Here is a 15722-nt window from a genome sequence, read left to right as displayed (position 1 = left end):
GAACAGTCCACGCTGTCGCCTCAAGCTAGACGTGCGCCGGCCATCACCTTGAATAGGCCGTGATCACCTCGAGAAACGCATCGCCATAACGCTCCAGCTTCGACTGGCCGATGCCGGAAATGCCGAGCATCTCGTCCTCGTCCATCGGCCGTTCAGTGGCGAGCGCAATCAGCGTCGTATCGGGGAAGACCACATAGGGCGGCACGCCCTGATCCTTGGCGATCTCCATGCGTTTGGCGCGCAACGCCTCGAACAATTCCTGATCCGCTTGGTCGAGCCCCGCCTTGGCCTGGGCGGTGCGGGAGGAAGAAGCCCCCCGCGCGGCCTTGCCCGTCGTCGGCCGGTCCTTGCGGAACCGCACCTCGACCTCGCGCTTGAACACGGATCGCGCCGCATCTTCGAGCTTCAGGGCGCCAAACGCCGTATGATCGACCCGCACGTAACCGGCTGCCAGCAGCTGGCGAAACACCGATTGCCAGGTCTTGGCGGGAATATCCTTGCCCGCCCCGAAGACCGGCATGTCGCAATGGCCGAAGCGCTGTGTCTTGTCGTTCTCATTGCCCATCAGCACGTCGATCAGATGCCCCGTGCCGAAGCGTTCGCCGGTGCGGTAGATCGCCGCCAGCGCCTTGATCGCAGCGTCCAGCCCGTCCCAGGTCTCGACGGGCTTCAGGCAGGTGTCGCAATTCCCGCATCCGCCCGCGTGGCTCTCGCCGAAATGCTTGAGGATCGCCTGTCTGCGGCAGCCGGGCGTCTCGCAGATCGCGAGCAGGGCATTGAGCTTGCCACGCTCCACCCGCTTGATCTCGTCCGCCGCGCCACCCTCGTCGATCATCCGCCCGCGCTGGATGACATCGGCCATGCCATAGGCCATCCACACCTCGGACGGCAGGCCGTCACGCCCGGCGCGACCGGTTTCCTGGTAATAGGCCTCGACGGAACCCGGCAGGTCGAGATGCGCGACATAACGCACATTCGGCTTGTCGATGCCCATGCCGAAGGCGACGGTCGCGACGAGGCAGAGCTCTTCTTCCTTGAGAAAGGCATCCTGATTGGCATCACGGATCGCCCGGTCCATGCCGGCATGATAGGGCAGGGCGCGGATGCCCTGATCGTCCAGCCAGGTGGCGATCTCCTCGACCTTGGCGCGCGACAGGCAATAGACGATGCCGCTCGATCCCTTGTGGCGCGAGAGAAACCGGAGCAACTGCTGGCGCGGCTGGTCGCGCTCGACGATCTCATAGGCGATGTTCGGCCGGTCGAAGGAGGTGGTGAACACCTCCGCCTCATGCAGCCCCAGCCGCTCGATGATGTCTTCGCGCGTATGCGGATCGGCCGTCGCCGTCAGCGCCATGCGCGGCACGCCGGGATAAAGATCGGTCAGCTTGCCGAGTTCGCGATATTCCGGCCGGAAATCATGCCCCCATTGCGAGACGCAATGCGCTTCGTCGATGGCAAAGAGCGCAATCTCCACGCCTTGCATCATCTCGCGGAATCCGGAAGTCACCGTGCGCTCCGGCGTCACATAGAGAAAGTCGAGCTCGCCCCGGTCGAGCGCCCGGCGGATCTCAACATACTCCTCCTTCGACAACGTCGAATTGAGCGCCGCCGCCCGCACCCCGAGCCCCTTCAAGGCCTGCACCTGATCCCGCATCAAGGCGATCAGCGGCGAAACGACCACACCGACGCCCGGCCGGCACAGCGCCGGCACCTGGAAACACAGCGATTTTCCAGCCCCCGTCGGAAACAAAACGACGGCATCGCCGCCGGACACGACATGAGACACCACCTCCGCCTGCCGCCCGCGAAAGGCAGGATAGCCATAGACGCGCTTCAAGACGGCAAGCGGTCCCTCTTGGGCCTCGGGGGAAAAGAGCGGATCAGTGAGGGAGTGAGTCGGCATGAGCAGAGGTTTAGCCGAAGGGACCGGGGCTGGCCACAGGTCTGCTAGGTTTCTCGGTGGAGAAGGCGAGCCGCGCCTTGCCAGACCGTCATCCTCCTGCTCCTCATCACCGCCTCCCAACAACCTGGATCCTCCCCGAATGCCATCCCCCCTGAAATTCTATCTCGCCGGCCCCGAAGTCTTCCTGCCCGATGCCCGCGCCATCCTCGACGCCAAGGCAGACCTTACCCGCACTTACGGCTTCGAACCCCTCTGCCCCGGCGATCTCACCATTCCGCCGGCGCCGACGAAGCACCAGTTCGGTCTGAACATCTCGGAAGTCGACGAGGATTTCATGAACCGTGCGGATGGCGTGATTGCAAACCTCACCCCGTTTCGCGGCATCGCCGCCGATCCCGGCACGGTCTTCGAACTCGGCTATATGTGCGGCGCGGACAAGCTCGTCGCCTGCTACACCAATGTCGCTGAAACCCATTATCAGCGCACACTCGCCTGGTACGATGGCAAGCTCGACCGTGACGTCGAAGGCCGCATGCGCGGGCCCGACGGCCATTCACTGGAGGATTTCGACATGATCGAAAACCTCATGCTGCATGGTGGCGTCGCCCGCCGCGGCGGCCCGGTCGTGGTCCACGCGGCCGATCCCGCAGCGCTCTACACCGATTTGACCGGGTTTGAGGAATGCCTGAAGGCGCTGGCGGAAAGAGTATGAAATCAGCGGCTTTGCGCCGAGCCTTCATCTGCCGTCACGCGACGGATCACCGCTTGCGCAAAGCCTGAAGGGTCGGCCGCCATGGCCGACACCGTGTCTCGTGGCGCATCGGTCTCAGTGTGTTTCGCCGACCACAGCACCATCGACACCAGCACCGGCGCCAGGTCGGCGCCTTTCGCCGTCAGGCGATAGACGAAACGCCGCCCATCCTCGGGGTCGCGTCGCTTTTCGATGATGCCGGCGTCTTCGAGCTTCGCCAGCCTGTCCGAGAGCACATTGGTTGCAATCCCTTCGCCGGCGGCGAGAAAGCCGTTATAGCCTGATATTCCCTTGAACATCAGGTCACGCACCACCAGCAGCGACCAGGCGTCGCCGAAGAGGTCGAGCGCGAGCGAAATCGGGCAGAGGGAGCGGGCAGGGCGGCACATGGCGGTTCCGGTCAAATCACTTGCTAATCGCAAGTTATCATGGTTCCATGAGCCGGGGAAATGACACTCTGGGACCTTGGGGAGGTTTCGCGATGGGCAAGGCATTCTGGCTCGGCTTCGCCGCCTATCTTCTGCCGACCTTTCCGCTCGGTTATGTCTGGCACCTGAAGACCTTCGCCCCTGTCTATCACCGCCTCGACATGTACCGCGCCGATGTCATCATCCCGCTCGGCCTCGCTTCGATGGTGATCCAGGGGCTGATCTTCTCCTTCGCCTATCCGCGCCTCTTTTCCACAGCGCCGGCCGATACCTGGCGCAGCGCCGGTGCCGCCTTCATCGTCTTCGGCCTCCTCGCCTTTTCCTTCGTCGTCCTGCCTGTCGCGGCGAAATACAGGATGACCTCGGTGCTCGATTTCATGGCGCTCGAAACCGCCTTCACCTTGCTGCAATTCGCCGTGGTCGCACCGCTGATGGCGCTCGCCCACCGGCAGGCGCTTTGACGGTGGGCTGAAGGGGGCCGGGCAGCGGCTTGTTTGCAGCAAGAGCCCCTGAAATCGCAGGGCTTGTCATCGGCCTCGCGCGGGTGTTCTGCTTCCCCTCCCACCGGAGAGTCTCCCCCGTGAACCACCCTATGACGCCGAAGCCGCCGCTCGGCCGCAATTTTCATCGCCTGCTTCTGTCGAGCGGGCTCGCCAATCTCGCCGATGGCATCGGCGTCGTCGCTTGGCCCTGGCTCGCCTCGCTGATCACCCGCGATCCGCTGGCGATCGCGCTGGTCGGCGTGGCGCAAAAGCTGCCTTGGTTTCTCTTCGCCCTCCCGTCGGGCGTCATCACCGACCGCCTCGATCGCCGTCGGTTGGTGATATCGATGGATCTCCTGCGTTTTGTCACGCTGATTGCGCTCGCCGCAGCCATGCTGATCCCTGGCCTCTTGCCCGAAGTGCCGGTGCAGGATTTCCCGGCCGACCTGCTCTATGGTTTGCTGCTTCTCTCGGCCCTGATCGTCGGCTTTGCCGAGGTGCTGCGCGACAATTCCGCCGTGACCCTCTTGCCCGCGATCGTGCCCCATGCGCGGCTGGAAACCGCCAATGGCCGCATGGGCAGCGTAGAGACCGTGATGAACATGATGATAGGCCCACCGCTGGCCGGACTGATGATCGGGCTCGCTTTGCCGCTCGCCTTCGGGCTCTACGGCCTCGCCTTTGCCTTTGCCGGCCTGCTCGTCCTGTCGATCCCGGGCACGTTTCGCACCATCAGACCGGAGCCGCGTCCCTGGGTCGCCGAAATCCGCGAGGGCGCCCGCTACCTCTTTGCCCGTCCGCTCCTGCGCGATCTCGCGATCGGGCTCGGTGCGCTGAATGCCATCGATGTCATGCTGCTGATGGGACTGGTCCTCTATGCACAAGAGGTCATGGACCTGAACTCCGCAGAGTATGGATTGCTGTTGACCGGCCTTGCGGCGGGCGGTGTGCTCGGCGGCTTGCTGGGCGAGAGCATCATCGGCCGCTTTGGCGCATCGGCCTGCCTGCGTGCCACCATCGCAGGCTGCCTTCTATGGGCACTGATCGTGCTGTTCTGGCCAGAGCCTGTGCTGGTCTGGGCCGCTCTCACACTATCGGCCGTGACCGGCATGGTCTGGAACATCATCACGGTATCGCTCCGCCAGCGCATGATCCCACCGCATCTGCTCGGCCGGGTCAACAGCGTCTACCGCTTCTTCGGACTTGGCACGATGCCGCTCGGCATGCTGACGGCGGGTGCGAGCGTCAGCATCGCCGAAGCTTTCATCCCGCGCACCCAGGCGCTCGCCATGCCCTTCGCGCTCGGCGCCATCCTGTCCATCCTGCTGCTCTTCGGCATCTGGAACCGCGTCTCGCCCAGGGCGCTGGCAGCCTTGCACGCGGGTGAGGGCGCGCCGCCTCCCCCTTGATGGGGCAGGTGGCCGCAAAGCGGCGGGTGGGGTTTATCAGGCGTCGGTGTGCACAGGGTTCCCCCAACCCGCAGCGTCGCTCCGACCCTCCCCTCGCGGGCAAGGTTGGTTGCCGATCAGCCCTTTTTCTTCGTCGGCTGTGCGCTCGGATCCTCGAAACGGATGCCGCAATTGTTCTTGATCGACGCCGTCTCGATTGCCTTCATTTCACCCTTTAGTCGCGCAACTTCCGCCGCCGAAGCCCCGTCGCCCTTGGCGAAGAACAGCGCTGGCCAGAAGATCACAAGTCCGACGCCGACGGCGACCGCATCATTGTCGGCCTTCTTCTGCTGTGCGCCGCTGGCAGCGATCGCGCGGGCAGAAACGGCCGTTGCCTCTTCGCGCAACCGATCACAGGAAAGGCTCTCGTAGAGGGCCGGCGAGACATAGGCTGCCTCGATCTCGGATGGTTTGCTGGCGCAGGACGAGAGAGCTGCAGCGATTGCCACAGTGATTGCGATAGACTTTTTCATGCTGACCCCCAGTTGTGAATAGATCCCGGGTGTCGCATCGGTGGTCTGTCGTCAAAGCCAAAGATTGCAGATTTGGGCAAACGGGTATGGTGTCCACAACCAAAAGTGGGCTGGAGATATTGCTGCGCTGCAACTGACGAGACCCTTCACCTCCCCCTTGAGGGGGGAGGTCGCCGCAAAGCGGCGGGTGGGGGTGATCCCGGCGTGCACAGGGCTCACCCCAACCCCGGAACTGCGCTCCGACCCTCCCCCTCAAGGGGAGGGGCCCCGATCACTCGATCGGCGTGAACACCATCGAATGCCCATTGATGCAGTAGCGCAGGCCGGTCGGCTTCGGGCCGTCGGGAAACACGTGACCGAGATGCCCGCCGCAATTGGCGCAGCGGATTTCGGTGCGCACCATGCCAAACGCGTTGTCGCGATGTTCGGTCACGGCGTCAGGCTTCACCGGCTCGAAATAGCTCGGCCAGCCGCAGCCCGCGTCGAACTTGGTATCGGAGACGAAGAGCGGTTCGTCGCAGGCCGCACAGCGATAGAGGCCCTTCTGGAAATTGTCCCAGTATGGTCCGGTAAAGGCGCGCTCCGTGCCGTGCTCGCGCAGGATGCGGTATTGCTCCGGTGTCAGCTGGTCGCGCCATTCGGCGTCGGACTTGACGATCTTCGGTGCGGTCGTGGAAGCGGTCATGATAATCTCCTCATCAGCGCCAGGCATGTGGCAAGCATCGCCCGGCTTCGGTTGCACTATAGATAGGGTGCCGGATACAGGCCGGCAATTGTCCTTCCATGCCTTTGGTCGCGAGAACCGGGCTGTGCTTTCACGAGAAACTGAAATCCATGTGCTGTTTTTCACTGAAACGTGTGTTGACGCGTCCGTGAACCTGTAAGCTTCCGTTTTTGCTTGAGACGAAGGTTGGCTTGTCCTAACACGGTCGCACCTTGTATCGACGATGAACGATACCCGATCCTTGCCCACGGGGAGATGGAATGCCTGAGATGACGAGCGACCTGACATGGGTCGCCATGCTGTTGCCCTTCGCCGCCGCTGTCCTGGCGCCCTGGCTCACGGCTCGAACAGGGGCAAATGCCGCCTGGCTCCTCGCGCTGGCCCCGGCTCTTGCCTTTGCCCACTTCGCGAGCTTCCTGCCCGAGATCGCTGCCGGCGAGCGGGTGACCGGCGGTTTCGCCTGGGTTCCCAGCATCAATCTCTCCTTCTCGTGGTTCGTCGACGGGCTGTCGCTTACCTTCGCTCTGCTGATCACCGGCATCGGTGCTCTGATCGTGCTTTATGCCGGCGGCTACATGAAGGGCCATCCGCAGCAGGGCCGTTTCATCGGCTTCATCCTGCTTTTCATGGGTGCCATGCTCGGCCTCGTGGTCTCAGACAGCTTCCTGATGCTCTTCGTCTTCTGGGAGTTGACCTCGATCACCTCCTTCCTCCTGATCGGCTTTGATCACACGCGCGAAGCGTCGCGTCGGGCCGCTCTGCAGGCGCTGGTCGTCACCGGCGGCGGTGGCCTCATCCTGCTCGCCGGCATGATCTTCATCTGGAACATCACCGGGGTCAGCCAGCTCTCGCTGCTGCTCTCCACCGGCGACATCCTGCGCGAAAGCCCGTTTTATCTCGCGGCCCTTCTCCTGGTGCTCGGCGGCGCCTTCACCAAGTCGGCCCAGTTCCCGTTCCACTTCTGGCTGCCCAACGCCATGGAAGCGCCGACCCCGGTTTCGGCCTATCTGCATTCCGCCACCATGGTGAAGGCCGGCGTCTATCTCCTCATGCGCCTCAATCCGGTCATGGGTGCCACGCCCGCCTGGGAAATCCTGCTGCCCTTCTTCGGCGGCATCACGCTTCTGGTCGGTGCGGTCCTCGCTGTGCGCCAGACGGATCTCAAGCTGATGCTCGCCTATACGACGGTCGCCTCGCTCGGCCTGCTCGTCATGCTGACCGGCTTCGACACCCCTTACGCGGTCGAGGCGGCGGTGCTCTATCTCGTCGCCCATTCGCTCTTCAAGGGCGCGCTTTTCATGGTCGCCGGCGCCATCGACCATGAGGCCGGCACACGCGACATCACGAAGCTCGGCGGCCTTGGCAAGCTCATGCCGATCACCTTCGCCGCAGCACTCCTCGCCGGCGTCTCCATGGCCGGCCTTCCGCCGCTCTTCGGCTTCCTCGCCAAGGAAGAAATCTATCATGCGCTGGCCGGCACGAGCCCGCGTGCCATTCTCTTCACGGCCGTTGCCGTCATCGGCAATGCGTTGATGTTCGTCATCGCCTTTGCCGTCGGGCTCAAACCCTTCATCGGCCGCGAAGGCGCCACGCCGAAGCATGCGCATGAGGGCCCCGTGCTGCTCTGGCTCGGGCCGCTGACGCTGGCCGTCCTATCACTCGCAGGCGCGCTCTTCTCCGGCATCGCGCACCGCTTCATCACTTCGCCCATGGCAAGCGCCGTCGATGGCGAGGCCCAGACCGTTACCATCGGCCTCATCCCATCCCTCGGTGCCGCTCTGGCGCTCTCGGTGCTGACCGTCATCCTCGGCGTCGTCCTCTATCTCGGCCTCGACCGCCTGCGCGCCGCAGTCGACCGCCTCGTCACCGGCCTTGCAGTAAGCCCGGATCGCGGCTTCGACCATTTCATCAGCGGCCTCGTGCGCCTTTCCACCGGGGTCACCCGCTTTGTCCAGAACGGCCGCCTCGAGACCTACATCACGCTCTCCTTCATCTTCGTCGCGATCGTGCTCCTGGTGACGCCCGTCGTCTATGGCGAGCTTCCGACGGGGCTCAGCCTGCCGTCGGAATTCGACTTCCACGAAATGGCGATCCTCGCCATCGCCGTGATCGGCGTCATAGCCGTGCTATCGGCCCAGGACCGCCTGACTGCGATCGTCTGCCTCGGCATCCAGGGCTTCGCCGTCGCCGTCATTTTCCTCCTTTATGGCGCGCCGGACCTCTCCTTCACCCAGTTCATGGTCGAGACCCTCTCTGTCGTCATCCTCGCGCTGGTCATGACCCGGCTACGGCTGGCGACATCCGATCACAGGCCGATGTCGGCGCGCCTGCTCGACGGTTCGCTCGCCATCGCCTGTGGCCTCGGCTTCGGCCTGATGCTCGCGGCCTCGACGGCAGGTCCCTTCGATGGCGCGCTCTCGGCCTTCTTCGCCGAGCATTCCAAGATCATCGCCCACGGCGCCAATGTGGTGAACGTCATCATCGTCGATTTCCGCGGTGTCGATACGCTGGGTGAGATCGGCGTCGTCATGATCACCGGCCTCTCCATCCTGGCGCTCATCCGCATCCGCGTCGGTCAACCGGCCATTCCGCCACTGGCTCCGTCCGAGGTCGCGCCCGCTCCGGCCCCGCCCCATGCATTGTCCAAGGCAAAAGGTGCAAAACGCCGATGAACACCCTGATCTTCCGCACCTTCGCGCCCTTCCTCACGGTGCTGATGCTGGTCTTCTCGATCTTCGTCCTGCTGCGCGGCCATAACGAGCCCGGTGGCGGCTTTATCGGCGGCCTGATCGGGGCTGCCGCCTTCGCCATGTATGGCATCGCCTTCGGCGTCCAGGCCGTGCGCCGCGCCATGGTCTTCCATCCGATGTCGGTCGCGGGTTGCGGCCTCCTCGTCTCGACCCTGTCGGGCGTGATCTCGGCCCCCCTCGGTTATCCCTTCATGACCGGAGTCTGGATCTATCCGACCCTGGGCGGCATCGAAGTGCCGCTCGCGACGGTGATTTCATTCGACATCGGCGTCTATCTCGTGGTCGTCGGCACCTTCGCCTCGATCGCGCTTGCACTCGAAGAAAGGGATGACGGCTGATGGAAGTCATCTTCTCGCTCGTCGTCGGCATCTTCTTCGCCGCCGCCGTCTATCTCATGTTGTCGAAGAAGATCATCCGCATCCTTCTCGGCATCGTGCTGCTCGGCAATGCCGTCAACATGCTGCTCTTCACAGCCGGCCGCCTGACGCCCGCCATCCCGCCGATCATCCCCGGTGGGGTCGACGTGCTGCCGCCGGGCACCGCCAATCCGCTGCCGCAGGCCCTCATCCTGACGGCGATCGTCATTTCCTTCTCCTTCTTCTGCTTCCTGCTGGTGCTGACCTACCGCGCCTATCAGGACCTCGGCACCGACGACACGGGTGAAATGCGTGTCGCCGAGCCGCTGGAAGATCCGTTGCCGCCGAGCGGCTACTGAGCAGGAGACACGAGGACCTCATGGCCGCCCCCACAACGACACCTGCCGATTACGCCGCCGCCTATGTGATGGAGCCGATGACGGCTGCCCACTGGCTTGCCGTCACGCCCATGGCGCTCTGCATCGCCTTCGGCGCCATCCTGATGATGATCCGCCACCGCACCCACTGGCATCCGCCGGTCGCGCTTGCCGGTCTAGCGCTGCTCGTCCTGAACAACGTGCTGCTTCTTATGCAGGTCATGGCCGATGGTCCGCTGACCATGATGATGGGCCGCTGGCTGCCGCCTTTCGGCATCGCGATCACCGTCGATCTGACGGGTGCACTGCTCGCACTGGCAGCCGCCATCGTCGCCTTTTGCGGCGCGCTCTACGCCCATGTCGATATCAGCAATAGCGGCCGCCGCTACGGTTTCTATCCGCTCCTGATGCTGCTGATGGCCGGCGTCTGCGGCGCCTTCCTGACCGGCGATATCTTCAACCTCTATGTCTGGTTTGAGGTCCTGCTGATCTCGTCCTTCGGCCTGTTGATCCTCGGCTCGGAGCGGGAACAGCTCGACGGTGCGCTGAAATATGCGGTTCTGAACCTGATGGCGACGACGCTCTTCCTCATCAGCGTCGCCTATCTCTATGGCATCTTCGGCACGCTCAACATGGCCGACATTGCCACCAAGGTGCCGGACTACGCCGAGACCGCGCCGCTGATGACGCTGACGGCGCTCTTCATTCTCGCCTTCTCGATGAAGGCCGCTGCCTTCCCGGTCAATTTCTGGCTGCCGGCGTCTTATCATACGCCGCGCGTCGTCGTGTCGGCGCTCTTTGCCGGCCTGCTGACCAAGGTCGGCATCTATGCGATGATCCGCGTCGTGGTCATGCTCTTCCCCGTCGAGCGTGAGGCACTCAGCCTCGTCATCGCCGTGGTCGCGGCCCTGACCATGATCCTCGGCGCCATGGGCGCACTCGCCCAGAACGACATCCGCCGCTTCCTCGGCTTCGTCGTCATCGCCGGCATCGGCAACATGATGGCGGGCATTGCGATCGGCAGCAATCTCGCGGTGGGCGCCGCGATCTTCTACGCGCTGCATTCGATCCTGCTGATGACGGCACTCTATCTCGTCGCCGGCGAGATCGCTCGCATCGGCGGACATTTCCGCCTCGATCGCGTCGCCGGCCTCTGGGCCGTCGCGCCGCTCTTCGGCGCCGTCACGCTCGCGCTCTTCTTCGCCGCGAGCGGCTTGCCGCCCTTCTCCGGCTTCTGGCCGAAGGCCCTGCTGGTCAAGGCATCGATCGACATCGGCGCCTGGTGGCTCGCAGCCTCCGTGCTCGTCTCCGGCTTCCTGACGACGATCGCCTTCGGTCGCGTTTTCCTCTTCTCCTTCTGGCGCCCGGTGGCCGTGGTGGGAGAGGCGGCGATGACGGCCGCACCCGCCATCCAGGCCGGCGCGCTGCGCTGGCGCATGGCGCCGATCCTCATCCTCACCGGCTTCATCGTCTGGTTCGGCCTCTTCCCCGATAGCCTGATCGTCGTCAGCCAGGATGCGGCCTCCGGCCTGCTCGACCCGACGACCTATATCCGCTCGGTCTTCCCTGAAGGAGGTGTCCGATGAGCCTTTATGCGATCAGCATCCTGATGGCGGTGATCTGGGCCGCCGTCTCCGGCAGTTTCACGCTCCTGAACGTCCTGTTCGGTTTCATCCTCTCGATCCTCACGCTCTATCTCCTGCGCGAGCGCTTCGTCGGCTCCGATTATACGAGCCGCTCGCGCCGCATCCTGTCACTTGTCCTGCTTTTCCTGGTCGAACTGGCAAAATCCGCCTGGCGCGTGGCGACCCTCGTGCTGCGGCCGAAGATGGATCTGAAACCCGGCATCTTCGCCTATCCGCTGACGGTGAAGAGCGACTGGGAAATCTCGCTGCTGGCCAATCTCATCACGTTGACGCCGGGCACGCTGTCCGTCGATGTCTCCGAGGATCGCCAGACCCTCTATGTGCATGCGCTCGACTGCTCGGACATCGAAGCGGCTCGCCGTGACATTGCCGAGGGCTTCGAGAAGAAGATCATGGAGGCCTTTGCCTGATGACCCCTGATATCATCGTCGAATACGCCTCGGTCGCGGCCATCGCCATCCTCGTGGTGGCGCTGCTTCTCACCGTCTATCGTGCCGTGGTCGGCCCGACCCTGCCGGATCGCATCATCGCGCTCGACATGCTGGTCGGCATCGTCATCGGCTTCATCGCCGTCATTGCGCTCAGAACCGGCTATACGCTCTACATCGACATTGCCATTGCCCTCGGCCTCGTCGGCTTCCTGGCGACCGTCGCCTTCGCCCGCTTCGTGCTGGCCCGCGGCCGTGTCGGGGAGGGGGAAGCGAACGAGGCCGGTCCCAGGCAGAGCTCTATGACCAGTCCTGCGCAGCCGGAGACGCAGACCGAGCCCGTGAAAAAGCGCGTCGCCAAGTCCGCTGCGTCCAAGACGACCGGGACGACCAAGCCCCGCAAGGCAAGCAAACCGACCGCACCGGTCGGCAAGGAGGCCAAATGATCTCGCTCCTCGCAGCTCTCGCCATCGCCGTGATCACGATCGCAGGTGCGCTGTTTTCGTTGATCGCTGCGATCGGCGTCAATCGTCTGCCGGATCTCTATACCCGCATGCATGCGGCCTCCAAGGCCGGGACGGTCGGGTCTGGCCTGCTCCTGCTGGCTGTCGGCCTGCATGCCGGCGATGGTGCGACCTTCGGACGAGCGCTGGCAGGCATTGTGTTTTTCGTCCTGACGGCTCCGATTTCCGCCCATCTTCTGGCCCGCGCGGCCCACAAGGTTGGCTACAAACTCTCGTCAGTATCGGTACGTGACGATATGATGACGTAATTGAGCGAGTGTTATTGACGGTTGAGTTCATGTTTCTAATGAAATCGCTGCTTTCGGTTGCAGTGCAAACTCAACTAACGTCCAATAAAAAAGTTTTATACCCGTCAAATCTAGTAGAAATATCAGGTGGACATTTGCAGCAAGAGTGATAATTCACTTTTGAGAGCGCTGATATTGCGTTTGCAGTCTGTAGTCGAAGTTGAGTTTCGTGTTGCAGCCCGCGCGCAGACCTGATCTTCGTCGACGTCGGCGTTGTAGAAGGCCGGACGGTTTGGGGACCGTCTCGGAAAATCTGGTGATCTTTGTGGGGAACTTTCATCTTCCGTATTCGCTTGTCGCGGTTCGGGAGGCTTTGCACTTTTGACTGCGGGGACGGCGATCCGCGCGGGAATTGAACAGGAGATATGAATGAGTGAAGTCCAACAGGGTCCCAGCCAACAGCTGCTGGTGGAACTGACAGCCGACATCGTCTCGGCCTATGTCAGCAACCACATGGTCCAGGTCAGCGACCTGACAACCCTGATCGCAGATGTCCACCAGGCTTTGAACAGCACAGCCTCGCCGACCCCGGTGCCCGCTGTCGTCGAGAAGCCGAAGCCCCCGGTTCCGATCCGCAAGTCGATCGAAGACGATTATCTGATCTGCCTCGAGGACGGTCAGAAGTTCAAGTCGCTGAAGCGCCACTTGATGACCCATTACAACATGACCCCGGAAGAATATCGCGAGAAGTGGGGCCTGCCGGCCGACTATCCGATGGTCGCTCCTGCCTATGCCGAAGCGCGCTCGCGCCTCGCAAAGGAGATGGGTCTCGGCCAGCGCCGCAAGCGCGCCAAGTAAGCCGACAGCGAATGCCCATGCGGAATACGAGGCCGGTCATGCGACCGGCCTTTTTCGTGATGGAAAATAGGAAAGTAATCCAGGCCTTCGAATTGAAAGGCAGCGAAGTTGTCGTCGAAGATCAGCAAATTTGCGCACCCCTAAAATCATAGGGTACCAAAGCCGGAATGGTCTGCTAGCTTGAATAGGAAGAAAATCCTATTTTGAGGTGAGCCATGACCGTTGATCCTCCATCTCTCCCCCAACAGCCAGTTTCCCCAGCCTTTCTGCCTGTTGCCATGCCCATGGAATGGGATCCCGGGGCGCCACACGCCTCCGAGGGCAGCGATGATGGCCCGGGCCAGCGTCCTCTTACGCCCGAACGACGTTTGCTCTGCATGATCGTCCGCCAGCTGACGGAAGAGCTGCTGCGCTCCACGGGTCTTGAGAGCGACCAGGACCCTGGACGCAGAGCAACGAGCCATGTGCGCCAGGTCGCGATGTATGTCTGCCACGTCGCCTATTCCATGCCCATGAGCGAGGTGGCGGAAGCCTTCGGCCGCGATCGCTCCACTGTCGGCCATGCCTGCCGCATGGTCGAGGACCGCCGCGACGACCGCGCCTACGACACTTTCGTCGCGATCGTCGAGCGCATGGCGAGCGCCGTGCACCTGCTCGGCGGCCGGCGCATTTGAGGGGAGGAGAGATCATGACGCGAGAGAAGAACATCGACCCGCCGCAGGGCATCCGCCAGACGGAACGGGCGCATGACCTGGCGAGCGGCGCTTCCCTGGGCAGCCCTTTGCTTCGCACGCCTATCCCCAGCACGTCGCGCGCAACCGCGCCCTACGCGCCTCCCGGCAGCCTCTCCCGCGCAGAGCGCAAGCAGATCCGCCAGATCCTCCGCCGTGCGTTGGGCGGCCCGATCAAGCTCCCATCCGACACCGCTGGACATTCCTCGGCAGACAAGGATTGCCAGCCCGCGACCACGGTGATGCCCGCCCCGGAACGTGTCGCCCGCCTGATCGCCGATGGTCTTCTCGCACCCACCCCGGAAGGCTTGGTCGCCACCCCTGAGACGGCGGCCTGGCTCCGCCGTGATCTCTGCGACCTGCCTGATGAACTCCATGCCAGCCAGCACCGCGAGATCGTGGTCGAAACGCTGGTGACAACAGAGGGACGCCAGGTCGTGCGCCGCAACCTGCAGGAATCGCCGCTTTTCCCGCTGCTGCGCCTGAAGGAAAAGGACGGCCGCAATTTTCTGTCGCAGGACGCCGTCGCCGCCGGGGAACGCCTCGCCGCCGACTTCGATTTCGCCGGCCTTCAGCCGCGGATCACGGCAAGCTGGCAGCCCCGCCTGTCGGCCCGCTCGAAAGGCGCCCCGCCGCCGGCGGTAGAGCTTGCCGACAACAGGCTCGCCGCCCGGACGCGCATTGCCCGCGCCGTGGAGGCCATGGGCCCGGAACTCTCCGGCGTCGCCCTCGATGTCTGCTGCTTCGGCAAGGGTCTGGAAACCGTCGAGCGCGAACGCCAATGGCCAGCCCGCTCCGCCAAGCTCATGCTGCGCACAGCCCTTCTCTCCCTCGCCCGTCACTACACCCCACCGCCACCGAAACCCCGCCCGCGCCACTGGGGCGAGGAGGACTTTCGACCGAAGATCGGGTGAGGGGGCACGGACCAGATTAGGGGATCGTATCACCCGGATCGGGCGTATCGGCCGGCACCTTGTCCAGCACGGACAGGGCTGCAGCCGGATCGCCCCTCTCCGCTCTCCGATGCAAGGCGAGGATTGCCCGCCGATGGCCGATGCCATCGGCGATCAGGCTGGAAAGCAGCTGGTTGAGTGACACATTGTCCTCCGCTGCTGCACGGCGCGCCTCCTCGAGGACATGGTCCGGCAGGCGGAGCGGATAGCTGCTCATGTCTGATGTCTCCTTCTGAGTTCCGTCGCGATATCCGCGGCAAGGCATGCCACGATGCCGAAACCGGACATGGCTGGATGTCGAAAATGTTTGTCGTGGCTGACGATGCGGGTAGCCCCGGCACTCAGCGCGCATTCGATGTAGAGTTCGTCTTTCGGGTCATTCAGGATTGGGCGGTAGCGAAAGCTTGGAGAGACCAGCTTCGCTTGCTTGAACAAGCCGTCGAGAACGATGTCGATGTCGCCGCTGGTGATCGAAGAATGTGCACCCAGAATGCCCGGTCTTTTCAGCACGTCTTCATATTCGAGCGCGACAGCAGGAGAGATCGCGAACGCGATGTCGCCCGATACCATCGCGCGCAGCACAACATGCGAAGCCCCCAAGGACGAGCGCAGACCTGACAGGAGGATGTTCACATCGACAACGATCATACCCTGATGGTGATA

Annotated in this window: 19 protein-coding genes; 13 read left to right on the top strand and 6 right to left on the bottom strand. The window is 63.4% G+C overall.

The window, feature by feature from the left end; translation table 11 throughout:
- Positions 1-43: 43 nt before the first annotated feature.
- The gene (gene recQ, locus E9677_RS15495; RefSeq protein WP_136558949.1) at positions 44-1903 is read right to left on the bottom strand and encodes a DNA helicase RecQ; all 1860 of its coding nucleotides are present in this window, start codon (positions 1901-1903) and stop codon (positions 44-46) included.
- A gap of 139 nt (positions 1904-2042) precedes the next feature.
- Between recQ and E9677_RS15490 the strand changes: the two genes are divergently transcribed.
- Positions 2043-2615: a nucleoside 2-deoxyribosyltransferase gene (locus E9677_RS15490; protein WP_136558948.1), complete on the top strand. Its 573-nt coding sequence runs from the start codon at positions 2043-2045 to the stop codon at positions 2613-2615.
- A 2-nt stretch (positions 2616-2617) separates the two neighbouring features.
- Here E9677_RS15490 and E9677_RS15485 read toward each other — a convergent pair whose 3' ends face one another.
- Positions 2618-3043, bottom strand: coding sequence for a winged helix-turn-helix transcriptional regulator (locus E9677_RS15485; RefSeq protein WP_136558947.1), 426 nt, complete (start codon positions 3041-3043; stop codon positions 2618-2620).
- 92 nt (positions 3044-3135) lie between these two features.
- Here E9677_RS15485 and E9677_RS15480 point away from each other — a divergent pair, with 92 nt between their 5' ends.
- Positions 3136-3543: a hypothetical protein gene (locus E9677_RS15480; protein WP_136558946.1), complete on the top strand. Its 408-nt coding sequence runs from the start codon at positions 3136-3138 to the stop codon at positions 3541-3543.
- A 119-nt stretch (positions 3544-3662) separates the two neighbouring features.
- Complete coding sequence (locus E9677_RS15475) at positions 3663-4973, top strand: MFS transporter (protein ID WP_136558945.1); 1311 nt, start codon at positions 3663-3665, stop codon at positions 4971-4973.
- 116 nt (positions 4974-5089) lie between these two features.
- Here E9677_RS15475 and E9677_RS15470 read toward each other — a convergent pair whose 3' ends face one another.
- Positions 5090-5485, bottom strand: a complete 396-nt coding sequence (locus E9677_RS15470) for a hypothetical protein (protein ID WP_136558944.1) — start codon at positions 5483-5485, stop codon at positions 5090-5092.
- Positions 5486-5756: 271 nt separating this feature from the next.
- Positions 5757-6170, bottom strand: coding sequence for a peptide-methionine (R)-S-oxide reductase MsrB (msrB, locus tag E9677_RS15465; protein WP_136558943.1), 414 nt, complete (start codon positions 6168-6170; stop codon positions 5757-5759).
- Between the two features lie 308 nt (positions 6171-6478).
- Between msrB and E9677_RS15460 the strand changes: the two genes are divergently transcribed.
- The 10 genes from E9677_RS15460 (at position 6479) to E9677_RS15415 (ending at position 15020) form a co-directional block, all read left to right on the top strand.
- Complete coding sequence (locus E9677_RS15460; RefSeq protein WP_235882986.1) at positions 6479-8881, top strand: putative monovalent cation/H+ antiporter subunit A; 2403 nt, start codon at positions 6479-6481, stop codon at positions 8879-8881.
- Positions 8878-9297 (top strand): Na+/H+ antiporter subunit B, encoded by a 420-nt coding sequence (locus E9677_RS15455; protein WP_136558942.1) that lies wholly within the window; start codon positions 8878-8880, stop codon positions 9295-9297. Before E9677_RS15460 ends, E9677_RS15455 begins: the two co-directional genes overlap by 4 nt.
- Entirely contained in the window at positions 9297-9674 is a 378-nt protein-coding gene (locus E9677_RS15450) for a Na+/H+ antiporter subunit C (protein ID WP_136558941.1), read from the top strand. Before E9677_RS15455 ends, E9677_RS15450 begins: the two co-directional genes overlap by 1 nt.
- 20 nt (positions 9675-9694) lie before the next feature.
- The gene (locus tag E9677_RS15445; RefSeq protein ID WP_136558940.1) at positions 9695-11278 is read left to right on the top strand and encodes a Na+/H+ antiporter subunit D; all 1584 of its coding nucleotides are present in this window, start codon (positions 9695-9697) and stop codon (positions 11276-11278) included.
- Positions 11275-11748, top strand: a complete 474-nt coding sequence (locus E9677_RS15440; protein ID WP_136558939.1) for a Na+/H+ antiporter subunit E — start codon at positions 11275-11277, stop codon at positions 11746-11748. The genes E9677_RS15445 and E9677_RS15440 overlap by 4 nt, the downstream gene beginning before the upstream one ends.
- Positions 11748-12212: a cation:proton antiporter gene (locus tag E9677_RS15435; RefSeq protein WP_136558938.1), complete on the top strand. Its 465-nt coding sequence runs from the start codon at positions 11748-11750 to the stop codon at positions 12210-12212. The genes E9677_RS15440 and E9677_RS15435 overlap by 1 nt, the downstream gene beginning before the upstream one ends.
- Positions 12209-12538, top strand: a complete 330-nt coding sequence (gene mnhG, locus E9677_RS15430) for a monovalent cation/H(+) antiporter subunit G (RefSeq protein ID WP_136558937.1) — start codon at positions 12209-12211, stop codon at positions 12536-12538. Before E9677_RS15435 ends, mnhG begins: the two co-directional genes overlap by 4 nt.
- A gap of 408 nt (positions 12539-12946) precedes the next feature.
- Complete coding sequence (locus tag E9677_RS15425; protein WP_136558936.1) at positions 12947-13375, top strand: MucR family transcriptional regulator; 429 nt, start codon at positions 12947-12949, stop codon at positions 13373-13375.
- Positions 13376-13752: 377 nt separating this feature from the next.
- Positions 13753-14049: a helix-turn-helix domain-containing protein gene (locus E9677_RS25570; RefSeq protein WP_235882970.1), complete on the top strand. Its 297-nt coding sequence runs from the start codon at positions 13753-13755 to the stop codon at positions 14047-14049.
- Positions 14050-14063: 14 nt separating this feature from the next.
- Entirely contained in the window at positions 14064-15020 is a 957-nt protein-coding gene (locus E9677_RS15415; RefSeq protein WP_235882969.1) for a DUF6456 domain-containing protein, read from the top strand.
- Positions 15021-15036: 16 nt separating this feature from the next.
- Here E9677_RS15415 and E9677_RS15410 read toward each other — a convergent pair whose 3' ends face one another.
- Positions 15037-15276: a hypothetical protein gene (locus E9677_RS15410; protein ID WP_136558934.1), complete on the bottom strand. Its 240-nt coding sequence runs from the start codon at positions 15274-15276 to the stop codon at positions 15037-15039.
- Positions 15273-15692 carry a PIN domain-containing protein gene (locus E9677_RS15405; RefSeq protein ID WP_235882968.1) on the bottom strand — a complete coding sequence of 140 codons (420 nt, stop codon included), beginning with the start codon at positions 15690-15692 and terminating at the stop codon, positions 15273-15275. The genes E9677_RS15410 and E9677_RS15405 overlap by 4 nt, the downstream gene beginning before the upstream one ends.
- Positions 15693-15722: the final 30 nt, after the last annotated feature.

The sequence above is a fragment of the Peteryoungia rhizophila genome (assembly GCF_004912145.1).
Classification (GTDB): Bacteria; Pseudomonadota; Alphaproteobacteria; order Rhizobiales; family Rhizobiaceae; genus Allorhizobium; species Allorhizobium rhizophilum.
This window is presented reverse-complemented; position numbering and strand designations above follow the sequence as displayed.

Bases quoted from the DNA above. Each gene is read 5' to 3' on its own strand.
- E9677_RS15485 (WP_136558947.1), bottom strand. From the start codon at position 3,043: ATGTGCCGCCCTGCCCGCTCCCTCTGCCCGATTTCGCTCGCGCTCGAC.
- E9677_RS15460 (WP_235882986.1), top strand. From the start codon at position 6,479: ATGACGAGCGACCTGACATGGGTCGCCATGCTGTTGCCCTTCGCCGCC.
- E9677_RS15410 (WP_136558934.1), bottom strand. From the start codon at position 15,276: ATGAGCAGCTATCCGCTCCGCCTGCCGGACCATGTCCTCGAGGAGGCG.
- E9677_RS15425 (WP_136558936.1), top strand. From the start codon at position 12,947: ATGAGTGAAGTCCAACAGGGTCCCAGCCAACAGCTGCTGGTGGAACTG.
- E9677_RS15455 (WP_136558942.1), top strand. From the start codon at position 8,878: ATGAACACCCTGATCTTCCGCACCTTCGCGCCCTTCCTCACGGTGCTG.
- E9677_RS15440 (WP_136558939.1), top strand. From the start codon at position 11,275: ATGAGCCTTTATGCGATCAGCATCCTGATGGCGGTGATCTGGGCCGCC.
- mnhG (WP_136558937.1), top strand. From the start codon at position 12,209: ATGATCTCGCTCCTCGCAGCTCTCGCCATCGCCGTGATCACGATCGCA.
- E9677_RS25570 (WP_235882970.1), top strand. From the start codon at position 13,753: ATGATCGTCCGCCAGCTGACGGAAGAGCTGCTGCGCTCCACGGGTCTT.
- E9677_RS15445 (WP_136558940.1), top strand. From the start codon at position 9,695: ATGGCCGCCCCCACAACGACACCTGCCGATTACGCCGCCGCCTATGTG.
- msrB (WP_136558943.1), bottom strand. From the start codon at position 6,170: ATGACCGCTTCCACGACCGCACCGAAGATCGTCAAGTCCGACGCCGAA.
- E9677_RS15450 (WP_136558941.1), top strand. From the start codon at position 9,297: ATGGAAGTCATCTTCTCGCTCGTCGTCGGCATCTTCTTCGCCGCCGCC.
- E9677_RS15480 (WP_136558946.1), top strand. From the start codon at position 3,136: ATGGGCAAGGCATTCTGGCTCGGCTTCGCCGCCTATCTTCTGCCGACC.
- E9677_RS15470 (WP_136558944.1), bottom strand. From the start codon at position 5,485: ATGAAAAAGTCTATCGCAATCACTGTGGCAATCGCTGCAGCTCTCTCG.
- E9677_RS15435 (WP_136558938.1), top strand. From the start codon at position 11,748: ATGACCCCTGATATCATCGTCGAATACGCCTCGGTCGCGGCCATCGCC.
- E9677_RS15415 (WP_235882969.1), top strand. From the start codon at position 14,064: ATGACGCGAGAGAAGAACATCGACCCGCCGCAGGGCATCCGCCAGACG.
- recQ (WP_136558949.1), bottom strand. From the start codon at position 1,903: ATGCCGACTCACTCCCTCACTGATCCGCTCTTTTCCCCCGAGGCCCAA.
- E9677_RS15490 (WP_136558948.1), top strand. From the start codon at position 2,043: ATGCCATCCCCCCTGAAATTCTATCTCGCCGGCCCCGAAGTCTTCCTG.